Source organism: Fibrella aquatilis, assembly GCF_017353255.1.
GTDB classification, from domain to species: Bacteria; Bacteroidota; Bacteroidia; order Cytophagales; family Spirosomataceae; genus Fibrella; species Fibrella aquatilis.
In genome coordinates this window covers 203,965-221,684 of the sequence record NZ_JAFMYU010000007.1, presented here as the reverse complement: position 1 = coordinate 221,684, position 17,720 = coordinate 203,965, and the positions used below count along the sequence as shown (strand labels likewise).

17 protein-coding genes are annotated in these 17,720 nt (G+C 56.2%); 7 read left to right on the top strand and 10 right to left on the bottom strand.

Annotated features, from left to right (window positions below):
* Positions 1-189: 189 nt before the first annotated feature.
* Positions 190-531, top strand: coding sequence for a thioredoxin (trxA, locus tag J2I48_RS11475; RefSeq protein ID WP_510186078.1), 342 nt, complete (start codon positions 190-192; stop codon positions 529-531).
* Between the two features lie 121 nt (positions 532-652).
* Here trxA and J2I48_RS11470 read toward each other — a convergent pair whose 3' ends face one another.
* Positions 653-3,055: a bifunctional UDP-N-acetylmuramoyl-tripeptide:D-alanyl-D-alanine ligase/alanine racemase gene (locus tag J2I48_RS11470; RefSeq protein ID WP_207335580.1), complete on the bottom strand. Its 2,403-nt coding sequence runs from the start codon at positions 3,053-3,055 to the stop codon at positions 653-655.
* Between the two features lie 96 nt (positions 3,056-3,151).
* A complete protein-coding gene (corA, locus tag J2I48_RS11465; RefSeq protein ID WP_207335579.1) occupies positions 3,152-4,246 on the bottom strand; it encodes a magnesium/cobalt transporter CorA in 1,095 nt (364 codons plus the stop codon).
* A 228-nt stretch (positions 4,247-4,474) separates the two neighbouring features.
* Between corA and J2I48_RS11460 the strand changes: the two genes are divergently transcribed.
* Entirely contained in the window at positions 4,475-5,683 is a 1,209-nt protein-coding gene (locus J2I48_RS11460) for a hypothetical protein (RefSeq protein ID WP_207335578.1), read from the top strand.
* A 9-nt stretch (positions 5,684-5,692) separates the two neighbouring features.
* On the top strand, positions 5,693-6,322 hold the full coding sequence (locus J2I48_RS11455; RefSeq protein WP_207335577.1) for a DNA-3-methyladenine glycosylase family protein: 630 nt from the start codon (positions 5,693-5,695) through the stop codon (positions 6,320-6,322).
* An 80-nt stretch (positions 6,323-6,402) separates the two neighbouring features.
* Here the strand turns inward: J2I48_RS11455 and J2I48_RS11450 are convergent, their stop codons facing one another.
* The 5 genes from J2I48_RS11450 to J2I48_RS11430 all read right to left on the bottom strand — a co-directional run bounded on the left by J2I48_RS11450 (position 6,403) and on the right by J2I48_RS11430 (position 9,819).
* A complete protein-coding gene (locus J2I48_RS11450) occupies positions 6,403-6,777 on the bottom strand; it encodes a DUF3037 domain-containing protein (RefSeq protein ID WP_207335576.1) in 375 nt (124 codons plus the stop codon).
* Positions 6,764-7,558, bottom strand: coding sequence for a HipA family kinase (locus tag J2I48_RS11445; protein ID WP_207335575.1), 795 nt, complete (start codon positions 7,556-7,558; stop codon positions 6,764-6,766). The genes J2I48_RS11450 and J2I48_RS11445 overlap by 14 nt, the downstream gene beginning before the upstream one ends.
* 114 nt (positions 7,559-7,672) lie before the next feature.
* Positions 7,673-9,055: a DUF4403 family protein gene (locus J2I48_RS11440; RefSeq protein ID WP_207335574.1), complete on the bottom strand. Its 1,383-nt coding sequence runs from the start codon at positions 9,053-9,055 to the stop codon at positions 7,673-7,675.
* Between the two features lie 46 nt (positions 9,056-9,101).
* Complete coding sequence (locus J2I48_RS11435; RefSeq protein WP_207335573.1) at positions 9,102-9,251, bottom strand: FeoB-associated Cys-rich membrane protein; 150 nt, start codon at positions 9,249-9,251, stop codon at positions 9,102-9,104.
* Positions 9,252-9,282: 31 nt separating this feature from the next.
* Positions 9,283-9,819 (bottom strand): YfiT family bacillithiol transferase, encoded by a 537-nt coding sequence (locus J2I48_RS11430; protein WP_207335572.1) that lies wholly within the window; start codon positions 9,817-9,819, stop codon positions 9,283-9,285.
* A gap of 91 nt (positions 9,820-9,910) precedes the next feature.
* Here J2I48_RS11430 and ytxJ point away from each other — a divergent pair, with 91 nt between their 5' ends.
* Both ytxJ and J2I48_RS11420 read left to right on the top strand, forming a co-directional pair.
* Positions 9,911-10,240 (top strand): bacillithiol system redox-active protein YtxJ, encoded by a 330-nt coding sequence (ytxJ, locus tag J2I48_RS11425; RefSeq protein WP_207335571.1) that lies wholly within the window; start codon positions 9,911-9,913, stop codon positions 10,238-10,240.
* A gap of 312 nt (positions 10,241-10,552) precedes the next feature.
* Entirely contained in the window at positions 10,553-11,098 is a 546-nt protein-coding gene (locus J2I48_RS11420) for an RNA polymerase sigma factor (RefSeq protein ID WP_207335570.1), read from the top strand.
* Between the two features lie 112 nt (positions 11,099-11,210).
* Here J2I48_RS11420 and folB read toward each other — a convergent pair whose 3' ends face one another.
* The 3 genes from folB to J2I48_RS11405 all read right to left on the bottom strand — a co-directional run bounded on the left by folB (position 11,211) and on the right by J2I48_RS11405 (position 13,696).
* On the bottom strand, positions 11,211-11,561 hold the full coding sequence (folB, locus tag J2I48_RS11415) for a dihydroneopterin aldolase (protein ID WP_207335569.1): 351 nt from the start codon (positions 11,559-11,561) through the stop codon (positions 11,211-11,213).
* A gap of 120 nt (positions 11,562-11,681) precedes the next feature.
* A complete protein-coding gene (locus tag J2I48_RS11410) occupies positions 11,682-12,692 on the bottom strand; it encodes a DivIVA domain-containing protein (protein WP_207335568.1) in 1,011 nt (336 codons plus the stop codon).
* 95 nt (positions 12,693-12,787) lie between these two features.
* Positions 12,788-13,696: a WD40 repeat domain-containing protein gene (locus tag J2I48_RS11405; protein ID WP_207335567.1), complete on the bottom strand. Its 909-nt coding sequence runs from the start codon at positions 13,694-13,696 to the stop codon at positions 12,788-12,790.
* 109 nt (positions 13,697-13,805) lie between these two features.
* Between J2I48_RS11405 and J2I48_RS11400 the strand changes: the two genes are divergently transcribed.
* Both J2I48_RS11400 and J2I48_RS11395 read left to right on the top strand, forming a co-directional pair.
* A complete protein-coding gene (locus J2I48_RS11400; protein WP_207335566.1) occupies positions 13,806-14,453 on the top strand; it encodes a 4'-phosphopantetheinyl transferase family protein in 648 nt (215 codons plus the stop codon).
* A 135-nt stretch (positions 14,454-14,588) separates the two neighbouring features.
* Positions 14,589-17,717, top strand: coding sequence for a SusC/RagA family TonB-linked outer membrane protein (locus tag J2I48_RS11395; protein ID WP_207335565.1), 3,129 nt, complete (start codon positions 14,589-14,591; stop codon positions 17,715-17,717).
* The last annotated feature ends 3 nt before the right edge of the window (positions 17,718-17,720 follow it).

Below are 17,720 nucleotides of genomic sequence, written 5' to 3'. Positions count from 1 at the left end.
TTATGGCTCGTGCGTTAGGCATTTACAGCGCGTAGTCTGGACTATAAAATCCTGTTGCTTCCTGTCCCTTACCTCTTACCTCTTGCTTCTTGTCTCTTGCCTCTCACCTCTTTTATTCAAGGAACTAAAGGTCTTACGATGGGTTTATGGCAGTGAATCGAATACTAAAAACGACATAAACAACGTACGATTATGGCAGCAGGAACACATGCTATTGAAGCCACCGACGCGAACTTCAACGACCTCATCAACTCAGATATTCCCGTGTTGGTTGACTTCTGGGCGGAGTGGTGCGGCCCCTGTAAAATGATTGGCCCCGTGGTGGAACAATTGGCCGCCGAATATGAAGGTCAGGCCGTGGTAGCCAAAATGGACGTTGACCAGAACTCACAGGTACCCGGTCAATTCGGCATCCGCAGCATCCCCACCCTGATGGTCTTCAAAAATGGCCAGATGGTCGATAAAGTGATCGGTGCCGTACCCAAATCGGTGCTCGAACAAAAATTGAAAGCCCAGTTGGTGCAGGCGTAACTTGGTTTAAGGTTTAATGTCTAAGGTCCAAACGGTCCGCCGTCGCGGTTGCTTCGCGTGCGGTTAGGCTGAGCGCGAAGCAACCGCGACGGCGGACCGTTTGGACCTTGGACATTAAACTTTAAACTCCCTCCGAATAAAACACCCGTTTCACCCGTTCGCTGATGCCCGTCAGCACTTCATAGGGGATGGTGTTCATTTGCTGAGCCAGGGTGGTGACAGGCAGGTTTGGCCCGAAAATCTCTACCCGGTCTCCTTCAGTGGCGGGGGCATGGGTCACGTCGATCATGGCCATGTCCATGCACACATTGCCTACCGTGGGGCACAGCACCCCGTTTACCCACACCTGCCCTACTCCCTTCCCCAGCCGCCGGTCGAAGCCGTCGGCGTAGCCAATGGCCAGGGTGGCAATCTGGGCGTCGTGCTCAAGCAATCCGCTACGGCTGTAGCCCACGCTTTCTCCTGCTTTCACGGTTTTGATCTGACTGATGGTGGTGCTCAGCGTACCTACCGTGCGCACCCGATTGGCCTCCAGTTGACTGCTTTCCACGCCATACAAGCCAATACCCACCCGCACCATGTCGAGGGTGTATTCGGGAAAGCGCACGATGCCCGCCGAGTTAAGCAGGTGCCGCACCGGCCGATACCCCAACCCGGCCTCCAGCATGGCCACCGCCTGCGCAAATGCCTCGGCCTGCTGCCGCGAGAATTCATTAAATCGGGCTTCGTCGGCACCCACCAGATGACTAAACACCGTGGCTATCCGACACGCCGGGTGCTGCTTCAGATACTCGATCACGGCAGGTATCTCCTCCGGCAAAAATCCCAGCCGGTGCATGCCGGTGTCGATTTTTAGATGGATTGCACCCCCACCCCACTCGGTCAACAACGCCATACTATACATTTCCGGCTCTAAGTGGTTGTCAATCAGCGTCTGGAAGGTTTCGGGGGCGGGATTCATCACCATGATCGGGAGCGTGATGCCCTGCTGCCGCAGAAAAACGCCCTCGTCGGCGTAGGCCACGGCGAGGTAATCAACGCGGTGAAACTGAAGCAGGCGGGCTACTTCGGCACTGCCGCTACCATAGGCGAAGGCCTTCACCATCACCATCAGGCGCGTTTGCGGGCCTACTTTTTCGCGGTAATAATTCAGGTTGTGCGTCAGCGCGTCGAGGTCGATGTGGAGCACCGTGCCGTGTACTTTTTCCTGCAACCGGTTCACGATTCGTTCAAATGAAAACGCCCGCGCGCCCTTAATCAACACGACGCTCTCTTGAAACCAATCGGTCGAAAATTGGGACAGGAACGTGTCTGTATCGGGGTAAAAACGGGCATTTTCGGCGAAAAAACGCCTATTCCGGCTAATGACGGGGCCAATGCCAATCACCTGCGAAACGCCCTGTTCGGCCAGCAGCGCCCCAATAAACGCGTACAGATCGGCCTCGTCCTGTCCCGATTGCAGCACGTCTGAGAGGATCACCGTTTTAGGCAGGCGGCTGCTTTGCTGCTTCTGAAAATCGAGCGCCAGCCGTAGCCCCGCCACGTCGTTGTTGTACGAGTCGTCGATGAGTACGCAGCGGTTGATACCCTGCTTCAACTCCAGCCGCATCTGCACCGGGCGCAGCCGGGCCACGCGCCCGTTCAGGTCGTCGGTGGCCACGTCTTTCAGCGACAACAGCGTGAGCAGGGCGTGGGTCAGGTTCTCGACAGAGGCAGCGTCGGTAAAGGGAGTCTGAATGGTCCACGTCCGGCTGTCGGCGCGGCGCGTCAGCGTGAGTTGATCACCGTTTATGCGGGTCCAGAAAGCGGCCTCCGGATGCTCCTGCGCCGACCAGCCTAGGTAAGTTGCGGATGGATTCACGGCCCGCAACATAATGGCTACCTCGCTGGCAACCACTTCGTTATCAAGGCAATAGATCAATGTCTTCACCCGCGTGAACAACCTAAGTTTCTCGGCTACCTTCTGCCGCAGGGTCTTAAACCCCTCATCGTGGGCCGTGCCAATGTTGGTCAGGATGCCAATAGTGGGCTGGATAATAGCTTCCAGCGCCGCCATCTCCTGGGGTTTAGAAATGCCCGCTTCAAACACGCCGATGGTGTGGGCCGACGTGAGCTGATGCACCGACAAGGGGACCCCCACCTGCGAGTTATAGCTCTTGGGCGACCGCACCACCACAAAATCGGGCTGGGGCGAACCGCCACTCAGCAGTTGGGCCAGCCATTCTTTCACAATCGTTTTGCCGTTGCTGCCCGTAATGCCCACCACCGGAATACGGAACTGTTGCCGGTGCCGCGCCGCCTCCTGCTGCATAAACGCCAGCACATTTGGCACGGTAATAAACTGAGCATCAGTATACTGTGTCGCCTCTGCTACGGGCCGGTCGACCACAAACTGCCGCACACCCTGGGCATAGAGATCACCAATGTACCGGTGCCCATCGTGGTGATCGCCGCGAATAGCGAAGAAAACACTCTGCGCAGGCACAAGCACCTGCCGCGAATCGGTAAGCCAGAAGGGATTCAAGATAAATTAAGAATGCAGAATTAAGAATTAAGAATGGCTTCGCAATCGACAAATCAGGTAAGATATCATTCTTAATTCTTAATTCTTAATTAAACATTATATCCACTTCTGCTTCCGGAAGTAGACGATCATACCCACAAAAATAGCTCCCATCACGCCCAGTGCCCAGAAATAGCCGGTACGGGTGTGGAGTTCGGGCATGTTGTCGAAGTTCATGCCATAGATGCCCGCAATGAAGGTGAGTGGCAGGAAAATAGACGACATCACCGTCAACGTTTTCATCACCGCGTTCATCCGGTTGCTGGTGGTAGAGAGGTACACGTCGAGCAGGCCGGGGATCAGTTCGCGGTAGGTATCCAGCGTGTCTACGATCTGATTGACGTGGTCGGCAAGGTCGCGGAGAAACGGGTCGGTGTGGTCTTTGATCAGGGCCGATTCTTCGCGTTGCAGGGCATTGAGCATGTCGCGCAGGGGCGACACATAGCGGCGCATGATCGTGATTTCGCGTTTCAGGGCGTAAAGCATACTGAGCGTTTCGCGGCCAGCCAGTTCCTGCACAATCCGGTCTTCGACGGCGTCCAATTTTTCGCCGATGTTGTCTAGGACCACAAAATAATTATCTACAATCAGGTCCATGAGCGAATAGAGCAGGTAGTCGGGACCATTGCGCCGCGTTTTGCCCGCCGACGCCCTGATGCGCTCCAGCACCGGCGTAAAAATGTCGCCGGTACGTTCTTCCTGAAATGAAAGCAGAAACGTTGGCCCCAGCACAAAGCTGACGTGTTCGGCGTCTACTTCATGCTGCCGGGGGTCGTGGTGCAACATTTTCATGGTCACGTAGATCACCGGAGAGCTTACCCGGTCGTCGTCATAAAAGTCGACTTTGGGCTTCTGCTCGGTGTTCATTACGTCTTCCAGCAGCAACGGGTGCAACCGAAACTGGTGCCCCAGCGTAGCTACCACCGGCGCTTCGTGGATGCCGTCTACGTCGAGCCACAGCACATGCGGTGCACCGCCGTTGGGCAGTTTGCAGGCACTCAGCTTTCCCGAATCGTCGACGTTGTAGTCGGTTTCGTTGTACTCGATCCGCTGAATGTGCGTAGCATGGTCTATTTCCTGCCCCACATACGTGAGCGTACCCGGCGAAGTGCCGACCTGGGTCTTAAACGATTTATTCCGGCGACGTGACAAGGGGGGAAGGGGTTTTCAGTTTTCAGTTGCTTCGCGCTTTGGCGTAGCCCCCCGCCCTAAAGGGTGCCTGCTGGCGCATGAATAGCTTCGCCAGAGGTGTACTCATGCGCCAGCAGGCACCCTTTAGGGCGGGGGGCTACGCCAAAGCGCGAAGCAACTGAAAACTTATTTTTTGTTAAACCAACAAGTTAAAAACGTGTCGAACGGCCAAATATCGGGGATTAAGTTATGGGCCGGTCCATTTTATACGCACTCTTACTTACCGCCGGGCTAAGCGCCTGTAACAGCGGCAAAACAGCTTATCGGCGCGGCGACTATGCCGAAGCCGTTCAGAAAGCCAGCACCCGGTTGGCCCAGAAAAAGGGCTGGAGCAATCGTGGGCATGAACTAGCCGCGCTGGTGTTGCAGCAGGCCTTTGCCAAAGGCTATGCGGAGCATCAGGAAACCATTCGGCGGCTGAGCGCCAACACAGCCATGCCATTCCGCTGGGAGGCCGTCTATGCCGAATACAGAACCCTGCAAACTATGACCGACGAGGCCCGCCAAACCCTGACCCGTCCCGACGCGCAGGCCGACACCAACTGGCTGGCCCCCTACCCTGCTGACTACGATACCCACCTGGCCGAAACCCGCCAACTGGCCGCTGCCGAACGCTATGCCCTGGCCGAAGCCGCCTACGCCCACCGCGAAACCGACCGCTTTGCCGCCCGCGAAGCCTACGAGCAGTATGGGCAGGCCCTAAACTGGGAACCTAACTACCTCGATGCCAGCCAGAAACGCTTGGTCGTTTCGTCGTTCGGGCTGTTGCGGGTGCTGGTGGAGCCACCCACCCAAACCCGCGAGTTTGCCCCCGACGATACCCGCGACCTGGGGCAGTCGGTGTTTGCCAGTCTGGTGAAAAACAGCACACCGGCACCGTTTGTGCACCTCTATCAGCCCGATCAGATCGAGGTGACGCCCGACGGGGAATATCGCCTCTTCGACGGGCAGCCCATTGCCGAAACGGTGCAGTATCTGGTGAGCCGGTATGTGCCTTACGATGAACACGTTACCACCAAAACACAGACCGTAGAAAGCAACCAGCTATATAAGGTGGGCGTAAAACGCATCAACGACTCAACCGTAGTCGACGTGCTGGAAAAGGTAAAGGGGGTTATCACGACCTACACGCACCACGTTGAAGCGCGGCTGTCGCTGCAACTACGGGGAGTAGATACCCAGACCGATGCCGTAGTCTGGACCGACACTGACTACCTCACCCGCGACTGGACCGGCACCTGGGAAACGTTCAGCGGTGACGAACGCGCCCTCAACGGCCATACCCTCCTGACCCTGACGGGCACACCCCCTACCCCTAGCCAATTGCGCTCCGATCTGGTGAGCGGGGCGGGTGGTTCGGTGGTGAGTACACTTCGGAAGCAGTATAAAAATCGGTAGGTTTGCCCTATGCAAACTGCCCTCGACCACCTGCGCCAGGACCCCGTTCTGGCCAATCTGATTGCCATTACCGAAGCCCCCAAACCCGCCCACGCCCACGACGATATTCCCGAACATGACCGGCTGTATGTAGCCCTGCTGGAAAGCATCGTGTCGCAGCAGATTTCTACCAAAGCCGCCGACGCCATCTTCCGCCGGTTCAGGATGCTCTTCAGCCAAACCGCCGAAGCCGAGGGCTATCCCAGCCCCAAACAGCTATCAGAGGCCACGGTAGAAGACCTCCGCACAGCCGGGCTGTCGTTTCAGAAAATCAAGTACATGCACAGCGTGGCCGAGTTCGCCCTGACCAACTCGCTGGATTTTGACTACGTGCAATCGCTTGACGATGAGGCCATTATTGCGTATCTTACTCCTATCAAGGGCGTTGGCCGGTGGACGGTAGAGATGCTGCTGATGTTTGTACTCGACCGCCCCGACGTGTTTCCGGTCGATGATCTGGTAATTCGCCAAAAGATGATCCGTGCGTACGACCTCACCGAAACGGGCCGCCCCCTCATCCGCCGCCTCCACGACATAGCCCAGCCCTGGCAACCCCACCGCACCCTCGCCTGCCGGTACCTGTGGCGGTGGAAACCCTAGAAGGGGAGGAAAGGGAGGAAGGGGAGGCTGACACATAAGCAATACGCTGGCGTCAGCCTCCCCCTCTTCCCTTTCCTCCCTCATTCTACCAACTCCCCAAACAACCTCGCCAGCGTTTCGGCGGCGTCGGTGCATAGGCCGGGGTGAACGGCGGAGGCCTGAATTACGGTGCTACGGGTGGCGGTGAGCCAGCGAAACCGGGCCGCCGGGGCAAGTTGACCAATAGGCCCGCCCGTGGCGCGGCCAGCGCAGATTTTGTTGAACGAATCGAGCCGGGCGTGTAGCTCGTCAAGGTCTACTTCGGGCGAAAAAGCGCGGAGGCGATCTTCGGGCAGGTAGTGCCTTGTTTGCAGAAAACCCTGGGCGGCGCAGTAGAGGATCACGCCTACATTCAGGAATTCTTCGCGCTCAACCCGGGGCACCACGCGGATGACCGCGTATTCAAATACGTGCATGGCGGGCGTTGATTGCTTCCTGAACAAAAAGATGAGAATGGGCCAGCCGATCCTGCAAAAATCCGACGTAAACCGCCCGGCGTTCGGCCGCCGATTCGGCGTCGGGGTCGTTGGCGTCTACCAGCCATTCGTTGGGCACCAGATCAACGATGTCGGCGATGCGTTCAGGCGTGAGCAGCTGGCGATATTCCGCATCAACCGTCTCTAATTCAGATGCTTGCGACAGCAACACATGGTCTTTTACGGGCACAAACGGCCGTCGGCTTTGCTCCTGCCAGGGTTGACCACTATGGTGAAAATAGAGTGCCGCGCCGTGGTCAATAAGCCAGAGTTCCTTGTGCCAGATCAGCATATTGGTGTTGCGGGCGGTGCGATCTACGTTGGTCACGAAACAGTCGAGCCACACAATTTGCGAGGCCAGCCGGGCGGGAAGGGTGGTTACCAGCGGGTCGAAAGTGATGGCCCCGGAGAGGTAATGGATACCCATGTTCAGGCCCGTACTGGCCTTCAGCAGATCCTGAATTTCTTCGTCAGGTTCGGTACGGCCAAAGGCTTCATCGAGTTGGGCAAACACAATTTCGGGCATCCGCAGGCCTAGGGTGCGGGCCAGTTCGCCTGCAATGAGTTCGGCCACAAGCGCCTTCAGCCCCTGCCCGGCCCCCCTGAATTTAAGTACGTACAAGAAGCCGTCGTCAGCTTCGGCCAGCGCCGGCAACGACCCGCCCTCACGCAGCGGCGTAACATAGCGCGTAACCCGGACGGAGCGGATAGGAGAGTCCAACTGATTTACGATTTACGAGGTACGATTTACGATTGTTGCTGACGCATCAGCTTACGCACGATAGGTTGACGCGTCAGCAAAAATCGTAATTCGTACCTCGTAAATCGTAAATCCCTACAGTTTATTCACCGAAAACGCGGCCTGGGCTTCTACTTTCAGGAGAATCTGGATGCCTTCGGGGCGGATGGCGAAGCGCTGGGGAATAAAGCGAAATGACTGAATGGCCAGGTCGTTTTTGCGGCCTACTTTGCCCTGTTCAAAAGCCCGGCCAATCAGGCCCGGCAAGCTTAGCACCTGCGTGCGGAGCGGTATGTGCAGCGCCCGTTGCAGCGTGTCTTTCATGCGGTCGTGCAGCAGCCAGTCGGCGGTGCGCAGGAGGCGCTCTTCCGTTTCAATATCGAAATCTATATCCTTAACTAGCAGCGTGTTAGACAAGGTATCATAGGCGGGCTGACCTCGAAAATACAGCGTTCCGTTTACGGTCCCGCCCACATCGGTGCGGATCACGAGCGAATGCTGTGCGCCATAAACGACTGCTTTTCTGATTTTCAGCGTCCCCCCCATTAGGCTCATTTTTTGTTTTACAATGGTTTTTGTCAGCACCCGATTAATGTCGGAATAAGGCAACAGACTCAGCACCTGTATATCAGATACCTGCCGTACGTGGTGATCTTTCCGTACGGCGGGCAGCACCCGGTTAAGGGGCACAGATGGCTTTGGTCCCAGATGCGTGCTAGTATAAAACGCCACCCGAATAGGAATGGTGAGGGTGGTTTCGCTACCGGTCACGTCGCCAACGGCTACGCTGAATGGCGTGGGCACCAGCCAGAGCGTATCTGGTTTTTTGGTCAGCAACAGGGGCTTTTGCAGGTCAAGCCAAACGGGGCGCACCTGTTTGTCGAGGCGTAGTTCATCATGCACCGCCGCGTCAATCGCCGACTCGATGTAGGCCCGGCGCTTGGCAAGGGCTTTTTCGGCAATGCGCTGCACGGGTATATTGATGCCCAGAATACGCACTTTGGGTGTCTCGATCCAGGTGTAGTCTACAAATTTCACCCGTGTCGACAATCGCCAGTCGCTCGATACCTGCAAGGGGCTTTGGAACTGCACGGCTAATTTGCAGAGTGGGTGGGTGGCTCGCTTTTTCTTATTCAACCGCAGTGGATTGTCAAGCCAGACGCTGAGCGGTGCCGAAAACGTGACCCGGTGATTGGTATAGCGCAGCCTGATCCGGCCCGTGCGAATAACCCGCAACGTTACGGCGCTGCCTTCTACTTTTTCAGTGTTTACAATTTCGGATTTCAGCGCCGCATTGATCTTGTCCTCCAAACTACGAAGCCGGAAGGTGATTGGGCCAGCCAAAAACGACCGCACAGGCGGAATAGCGTCATCATAGCCTCCCGCCTGAGGCGGTTTAGGCTTTACCCGATTACAGCCAATGGCCAGACCGATGAGTAGCGTGATAAATAGAAAGCGGATGGTTCGATAAGGGATCATAATCCCATCGAACCATCCGCTTTCTATTTATGATTTTTCTGACCTCCTAAATCTTATTGAATGACTGCGTTTTGTCGGCAGCACAACCGCAACCTTTACCGCAGCCCGCCTGTTTAGCGGCCATTGCCCGGTAGCCTCGCCAGCCTAGATAACCCAGCGCCGCCACAAAAAGCACGAAAATCAGTAGGGTCTGCATAATAAACGGGTGTTTATCCAGAAACAGTGGCCTACGCCCATCCGTTCCGTTCGGCCAGGCGGTAGATATGCTGGTAGTGATGCTCGCCATGCCAGGCATACAGGGCCAGCACGTCGGCTACAGAATATGTACGCTCGCTGCCGGGGTGGTAATACGTACGTGCCAGATCGTTGTCGGTCAGCGCATCGAGGCAGGTTACCCAGCGTTCGTGCAGCACCGTTAGTAGTGTCAGCGATGGCGTAATGGACAAGGCCGAATCGGGGAGTTTGGCCCACTCACCTTCCTCATAAGGGCTAATACGCGGGTTCTCTTCGGTCAGGGCCAGTTTGGTGCGTATGTAGGCGTTCATGTGACTGTCGGCCATGTGATGCACCACCTGCCGCACGGTCCAGCCTTCGGGGCGGTAGGGGGTATCGAGCCGATCGTCGGGCCAGCTAGCTACGAGTTGGGCCAATTTGCGGGGGAGCGCGGCAATCTCGGCCACGTAGCCCTGCGCCTGACCAGCAGCCAGCGGGGGAGCGACGGGCATCGCGCCAATGGGGTAACGTAGGGCATCCAGATCTTGCATGGAACGGCGATTTAATAGCGATTGACGGGAAAGTTACGCTGAACTTTTCAGGCCCAAAAACCTTTTTCTGTGCAACAATAACCAACTACCAATGAACTGGACCAGGCTAACCGACGCTACCCAACTCGACCAAATTAAGGAAGAATCAACTGAACAGCCCGTGCTGATCTTTAAGCACAGCACTACCTGCTCCATCAGCGCAATGGCCCTGAGCCGTATGGAACGCAATTGGTCTGATGCCGCTGGTATCAAGCCATATTACCTCGACCTATTGGCCAACCGTTCGCTGTCAGCTCAGGTGGCCGAAACGTTCGACGTGCAACACCAGTCGCCGCAGGTGTTATTGATCCACAATGGCGCGTGCGTTTACGACGCTTCACACATGGCAATTTCCTTCCAGATGCTGACGCAGGCAGTTTAATTTGCTTACTGGCGTTACCTTTTATCTTCCAAGCAGTCATATTCGCCAAGAGTGTGACTGCTTTTTTATTAAAATTGTGACTTTAACGTACTGAATCTCAGGCAGTATAATTTTAATCACCATTTTTGTACTAAAATATGTAGTTACACATAATCTAAAAAGCTGCTACTTTCGTAAGTCTATTTGTCCTGATAAGTTGATAGGGTAAGGTCTTTTCGACCAATAACCGGTAGACTTATACGCCTCATCGGGATCTCACGCTTTTCACATTGCTCTTGCTGCGCTCCTGACAGACGCACGGCTACTGTTTGTATGAAAAAAGTTTACTCCGATGAGGCATTGGTCGGTGCGTTTATACGCACACACAGCGACCAGGCCTTTGCCGAATTGTACCGCCGTTACAAAGCGAAAGTGTACCAGAGCTGCTTCCGGTATCTCGACGATACCGATGACGCAGAAGATCAGACACAGGAAATCTTCAGCAAAGTGTTCATGAAGCTGGACACCTTCCGAGGCGAAGCCAAATTCTCGACATGGCTCTTTGCCCTTACCCGCTTCCACTGCCTGTCGGTCCTCGACAGCCAGAAACGCCGCTCAACGGTCTCGCTCGACCAACTCGACGAAACGCACATTGGCCCCATTGAGAGCGATGAGCCTAGCCTGGACGAACGCTGGTACAACGCCGAGGTCACCCTCGACAAACTCTCGATGAGCGACCAGGATTTACTTCGTCGGCGTTACCTGGGTAACAAAGATGTAGCCACGCTGGCTGGCGAAGACAACGTAAGCCTTAGTGCCATGAAAATGCGCCTGAAACGCGCCCGCGACATGGCCCAATCATTCCGCAAGCCGGACTGAGGGTGAAAGAGTGAAAGACAGAAAGAGTGAAAGAGTGTTTGCTACAGCGTAATACATTGGAGCAAACACTCTTTCACTCTTTCTGTCTTTCACTCTTTCGCCATTCACTCTTTCACTCCTTGAGCGTAATCCGGGCGCGGTGGCAGACGCCGCCGATGGGCGGGTTGAATTTCGACACGCTCACTTCTACGGTGTCGACGGCGGGGTACTGCTGCTTTATTTCGGCGATCAGGCTGTGGGCGATGTGCTCCAACAGTCGGGCGGGGCGTTTCATCACTGCCGCCGTAATCTTGTACAGGTCTTCGTAGTTGACCGTGGCACTGAGCCGGTCGCGGCGGGCCGCCTCCGAGAAGTCGGCGTAGACGGTAATGTCTACGGCGTATTTGTTGCCTATTTTCTGCTCCTCGTCATAGAAGCCGTGGTAGGCAAAAAACTCCAGCCCTTCTAGTGCAATGGTTCCCAATGAATTATGATTTTTACGAAGGAGAAGCAAGAGGTAAGAAGCAAGAGACAAGAGCTTACGCAGGCCTAAGTCTATCGCGTAAACTCTTGTCTCTTGCTTCTTACCTCTTGTTTCTCCCTCCTAGATCTGATCAAAAAACGACCCACCTTTTTTGGGGTTGCTTTCTTCCTGGATGGCTTCCTGGTGGGCCGTTTCGGCCGGTTGGGGAGCGGCACCTACCGCAGCGTCGGCGCCGGCAAGGGCTAGTGGCTCGTCGGTGACGGGTTCATTGGTGGGCAGGTCAGTTGGCACGTCGGCGTCGGCGGGGAGCGTGACGGCATTGGCGGCCAGCACCGAGGCCGTGGTAGGCAACGGCTGCGACTCGTCATCGTCAAACTGATCAAAATCGTCTTCGTGCTGCACCACCTCATTAGCGGCGGGGGCTTCGTCGACCAGACCTGTGGCCGTGTTGTCAACAGAAGCGTTTTCGGCAACGGGCATCTGCTCTGCCGCAGTATCGGCCGTGGTAGACTCAGCGGGCATATCGACCGACTGAACCGGTTCAGTTTCAACGGCTTGTTGGGCCTCCGGGGCGGCTACCTCATCGAATTTCTGCTTGGCCGATTGTTTCGCAAATTTCTTCTCAAACCGGTCAACGCTTTCCATGGCGTTGGTGGCCAACGCCCGAATCTGCACCATCAGGTTGTCTTTGTAGCGCTCCATGGCCTTGAAATCCTGTTCCAGCGACTTCAATTCCGACGATAGGTTTTCGCGGACGTAGCGGGTTTGGTTTTCGGCATCCTGCACCATCACAGCGGCTTTACGCTTGGCAGCGGTAATCTGCTCATCGGCTTTCTGGCGGGTTTCGGCCAAGTATTTTTCGGCTTGCTGGTTAGCCTGTTCGGCAATACTGGCGCTGCTGTCTTCGGCGTTTTTTAGCGTACGGAACAGGGTTAATTCGATTTCTTTCAGCTTATTAAGCTCTTTTTCGGCCAGTTCGAGCTGCATCTTGAGCATCTTGTTTTCGCCCGTTACGCGCTCCCACTCCTGCGAAAGCGACGATAAAAAGGCATCAACTTCATCGACCCGATAACCGCCTAATGGCTTTTTTTCAAAGGTATGCTGCCGAATTTCGATGGGTGTAATTTTCATATAGTTGGTGTCTCGAAAGACGAAATGGCTTGGCTGGAGGAGGTGAACAATAATCCCAAACAGGAACTCCCTGGGGGAATTAACAACAATATTCGTTAAAAACCGTCAATAGCCCACACCACCACGGTGCGGTCGTCGCTGGCGGTGGCAAACTGGGTGTTGCTTAACCAAAGCACCTTGTTGACAGATGTACTATGCCCACCATGCCGCGCCCGGTCGACCACTTTGCGCAGTCGCAGCGAGTCGGCCTCCCAGATCTTGATGGTTTTGTCCATGCTCACCGTGGCCAGCCACAGCCCGTCGGGGCTGTAGGCCATATGGTTGATCGTATACATATGAGCCACAATGTCGGCATCGGAGCGGTAGCTGGCTTCTACATCCCACGACCGCAAATGAGCATCGCGCCCCCCGGCCAGCATATGCCGGAAATCGGGCGAATAGGTCAGTGCAAAAACAGAGTTAGTCGGGCCTTCCAGGGTTTGTTTCAGATCGAACGTGTTGAGGTCGAATAGGCGAATGCGGTGGTCACTGTAGCCTATGGCCACTTCGCGTTCAACGGGATTGATGGCCACGCACCGCGCCGATTTATCACTGGCCTTCAAATACTTACGCACTGAGCGAGTGGGCACGTCGAGCACCACCACTACCCCGTCGGCCAGAGCCACAAAGGCGGTTTGGCCATAGAGTTGAATGTCGAAAATGGCCGCTGTAGTGAGTTGCAATGACCCGGCCACGGTGCGGGCCACGGGGTCGATAAACTGGAGTCCCTCGTAATTCTGCCCTACCCACAAAAGCCCACTGGCAGGATCACGCGCCAGGGCATAGACCGACGCCGGAATCTGCGCTACCAGCGACCCCAGATCGGGCCGGGCCATGTCCCAGTCGGCTACCTGCCCGTCGGCCCCTGCCGAGAAGAAGTGGCCCGGCTGGCCTGACAGAAGCAGCGTGAAAACACTATCGCGGTGCCCACCAAAAGTGTCGAGGCGTTGGATGTGGAAGGACATAGTAAGTTCAAAGTTCAATGTTTAAGGTCTAAAGTCTCAGAAAAGACACTGTTTCCGAAACTTTAAACCTTAAACATTGAACTTTGAACTTCAGACTTTAAACTCGCACATGCCCCACCTTGCCACCCACGCCATTACCGCCGAGTGTACGCTGATTCGCTGGCAGATTACCGAAGATGAGCCTACTCTGGCCGGACAACTGTCCTTGACGAATGAGGAACGGGCTGATCTGGCGGGGATTGCGCACCCGGGGCAGCGGGTGGAATGGCTGGCCTGCCGGGTGGCGCTGAAAACGCTGGTCGAGGCGCGGGGGTTTGTGTATGCCTGTATCTGGAAAGATGAATTTGGCAAACCGCACCTGTGCGAAGGGGCTTCCAGGCAGCCTACAGGGCATATTTCTCTGTCGCACACGCCCGGCTGGGCCACGGCAGTCTGGCACCAAACCCGCCCCGTGGGGCTGGATATTGAGCCCATCCGCGACCAGTTTACGCGGGTTGTACCACGTGTGCTCTCGCCGTCGGAAATAGCCGATGCCAACGGCCTGCCCGACCGGCTGGCGGTGTACTGGTGCGCTAAGGAAGCGCTCTACAAACTGTATGGAAAACGGCAGCTCACGTTCCGCGAACACTTGCTGGTTGACCCCTTCCCCACCGGTGCTACCTTACTAACCGGCCATGTTCGCCTGCACGACCACCAGGAAACGCTGCAAATTCACTGCCTGCACGTAGCGCCGGGGCTAGTTGCGGTAGCCTTTTAGGTCCACTTACTCGATTATTTCCGGCAGGTAAGTAGAAACAATAGCTGACTGGCTTAGTTTTATAGTATAATTGCCAGATACTACTGTCTTTTTTTGCGAAAGCTGACAGTCTAGTACGCTATCACTCAACGTCTTATGAACGAACGACTACCCGCCCGCTTCTGGCGGCGCACTTCCCTGTATCTATGGTTTTGGCTACTGCTACCCGCTATCGGACTAGCACAGGGCCGTGTTGTGTCGGGGGTGGTGAGCGACGAAAAAGGCCAGACATTGCCCGGCGTAAACGTCATTGTGAAGGGCACCAACGCAGGGGCCACCTCCGACGTAGAGGGGCGCTACAAGATTTCGGTGCCTTCTGACCAGGCCGTATTGCAGTTTTCTTATGTGGGCTACACCGGTCAGGAAGTGGTTGTAGGCGCTCAATCGGCCATCAACATTACTCTGCTGGAAGACAAAAAAACGCTGAATGAAGTGATCGTGGTAGGGTATGGTGCCCAAAAACGCAGCGACCTCACCGGGGCGGTTTCCACCATTACAGCCAAAGACATTGCGCGCCTGCCCGTGGCAGGTATCGACCAGGCCTTGCAGGGAAAATCGTCGGGGGTGCGCGTTACGCAGTCGACGGGGGCACCGGGCGAGGGCGTGGCCGTACGGATACGGGGCGTAGGCACTGTCAATGACAACAGTCCGCTGTTTGTGATCGACGGGATTCCTACGAAAGATGCCTTCAGCGTATTGAACCCGGCCGATATCGAGAGCATGTCGGTATTGAAAGATGCCTCATCGGCCGCTATTTATGGGTCACGCGCGGCCAACGGCGTCATTGTGGTGACCACGCGGCGGGGAGCATCGGGCGCACCGCGCATCTCGTTCAATGCCTACGGGGGCGTGCAGACCCACGGGCGACTGATTCCGATGGCCAACACGGCCCAGTACGTCAGTATCTACAACGAAGCGGTAGCTAATGACAACGCCGATTTTACCGACCCAGCCCTCTTCCGCCGACCCATCACCCCCGAAATAGCCGCCACGCTGCCCAACACCAACTGGCAGGAGGAAATATTCAGGCCCGCGCCCATCCAGAATTATCAGTTGCAGTTTAGCGGCGGCAGCAAGCAGTCGCACTACCTCATTTCGGGCAATTATTTCAATCAGCAGGGCATCGTGCTCAACTCCGGCTACGAACGGTATTCGCTCCGCACGAGCGTGGACTCCGACATTGGCGGGAAGGTGCGCGTAGGCACCAACCTCAACCTGACCTACAGCAACCGCAAAATTGTGGGCAGTTCGGGCGATGGCTTTGGTGGCAACGGTGGCAGTATTGTTCGCTACGCCCTGTTCCGTGCCCCCGCCACGCCCGTCTACAACCCCGACGGCACGTTTTTCGACCTGCCCACCCGCACCGATCTCTTCGGCGATGGCTACAACCCGGTGGGGCTGGCCCTGAAAGCCGACAACACCCAAACGCAGTACCGCCTCTTTGGCGACGTGTTTGGCGAGTGGACCATCAACCGCAATCTGACATTCCGCACCAACGGTGGCATTGACCTTAACATCCTGAACGACAAGCGTTTCAACGAAAATTGGGGCACCAATGGGCGCATCAACAGCCCCGCCACGCTGAGCAATACCATTAGTCCCATCAGCACGCTGACCTGGAATAACACGCTGACCTACAGCCGCAAATTTGGGGGCGTGCATGACGTAACGGTGCTGGCGGGTACCGAGGCTATCCGCAACGTGAGCCGCGCCGTGGGTGGGTCAGACCGCAACTTCATCGACCAGGACCCCAGCCTCCGGTACCTGGGTCGGGGTGTTGACCCCACGGGCCGCAACAGCACTGAGGCTGACCAGCGTTGGGCGTTGTTTTCCTTGTTTGGGCGGGTCAACTACGCCTACAAAGACAAATACCTGGCTTCGGTCAACGTACGCCGCGACGGGTCGAGCCGGTTTTCGCCCGCCAACCGCTACGCCAATTTCTTTTCGGGATCGGTGGGTTGGAACATCGACCAGGAAGCCTTTTTCCAGCCTATCGCCAACACGGTTTCGCTCATGAAACTAAGGGCGAGCATTGGGCAGTTGGGCAACCAGGACATTGGCAACTATCCCTTTGCCAGCCTCATTGGGTCGGGGTTCAATTATCCGTTTGGGTCGCCGCAGGCCCAGCAGCCGGGCTATACGGTGGTGAGCCGGGGCAACGCCAACGTGAAATGGGAGGCCTCTACCCAAACCGACATCGGGCTGGACATGGCGTTTTTGAAAAACAAACTGCAACTCACGCTGGACGTATTTCAGAAAACCACCTCCGATATTCTCATTCCCGTACCCGTGCCGCGTTCGGGCGGCACCACGGCTTCGGCACCGTACGTGAACGCCGGGCGGGTGGAGAACAAGGGGCTGGAAATTGATCTGATCTACCGCGACAAAAAAGGTGATTTCACCTACGATATCACCGCCAACGCCTCGTTCATTCGCAACCGCGTGGTGTCGCTGTCTGACGGGCGACCCATTCCCGGCGGGCGCATCGACAACGGCGTGTTTGCTACGCTGACGGAGCCGGGCCATCCCATTGGGTCGTTTTACCTGCTCACGCAGGCCGGTATTTTCCAGAACGAAGCCCAGCTTTTCACCAGTGCCAACCAGGGCAACGGCATCAAACCCGGCGACGTGCGCTACGCCGACCTCAACGGCGATGGCCTGATCACCAGCGCCGACCGGTCGCACGTGGGTAGTCCGATTCCGACGCTGACCTACGGCCTCACGGCAAATCTATACTGGAAAGGTTTTGACCTGAGCGCGTTTTTTCAGGGCGTCACAGGCAACAGCATCTATTACCAGGTAGCCACCGACATCGAGGGTTTTTACCGGGCGTTCAACATCACGCAACGGGTGGTAGATGGGCATTGGACCGGCGAGGGCACAAGCAACAGCCAGCCGAGGGTGTCGTGGCGGGGGTCGGCCAACAACAAGTTGCCGTCCACGCGCTTTCTGGAAGACGGTTCATATACCCGCCTGAAAAATCTGCAACTCGGCTACACCCTGCCGGGCAACATCCTGAAACGATTTGGAGCGTCGAACCTGCGCATTTATGTGGGCGGGCAAAACCTGCTGACGTTCACGAAGTACCCCGGCCTCGACCCCGAACAACAATCGAGTGATAACCTCAACACCGAACAGTTTCGCGGCGACGTGGCCGTGGGCATCGACTGGGGTACGTACCCGTCGGCAAAGACCTATACCGTTGGGCTAAATGTGAACTTCTGACCC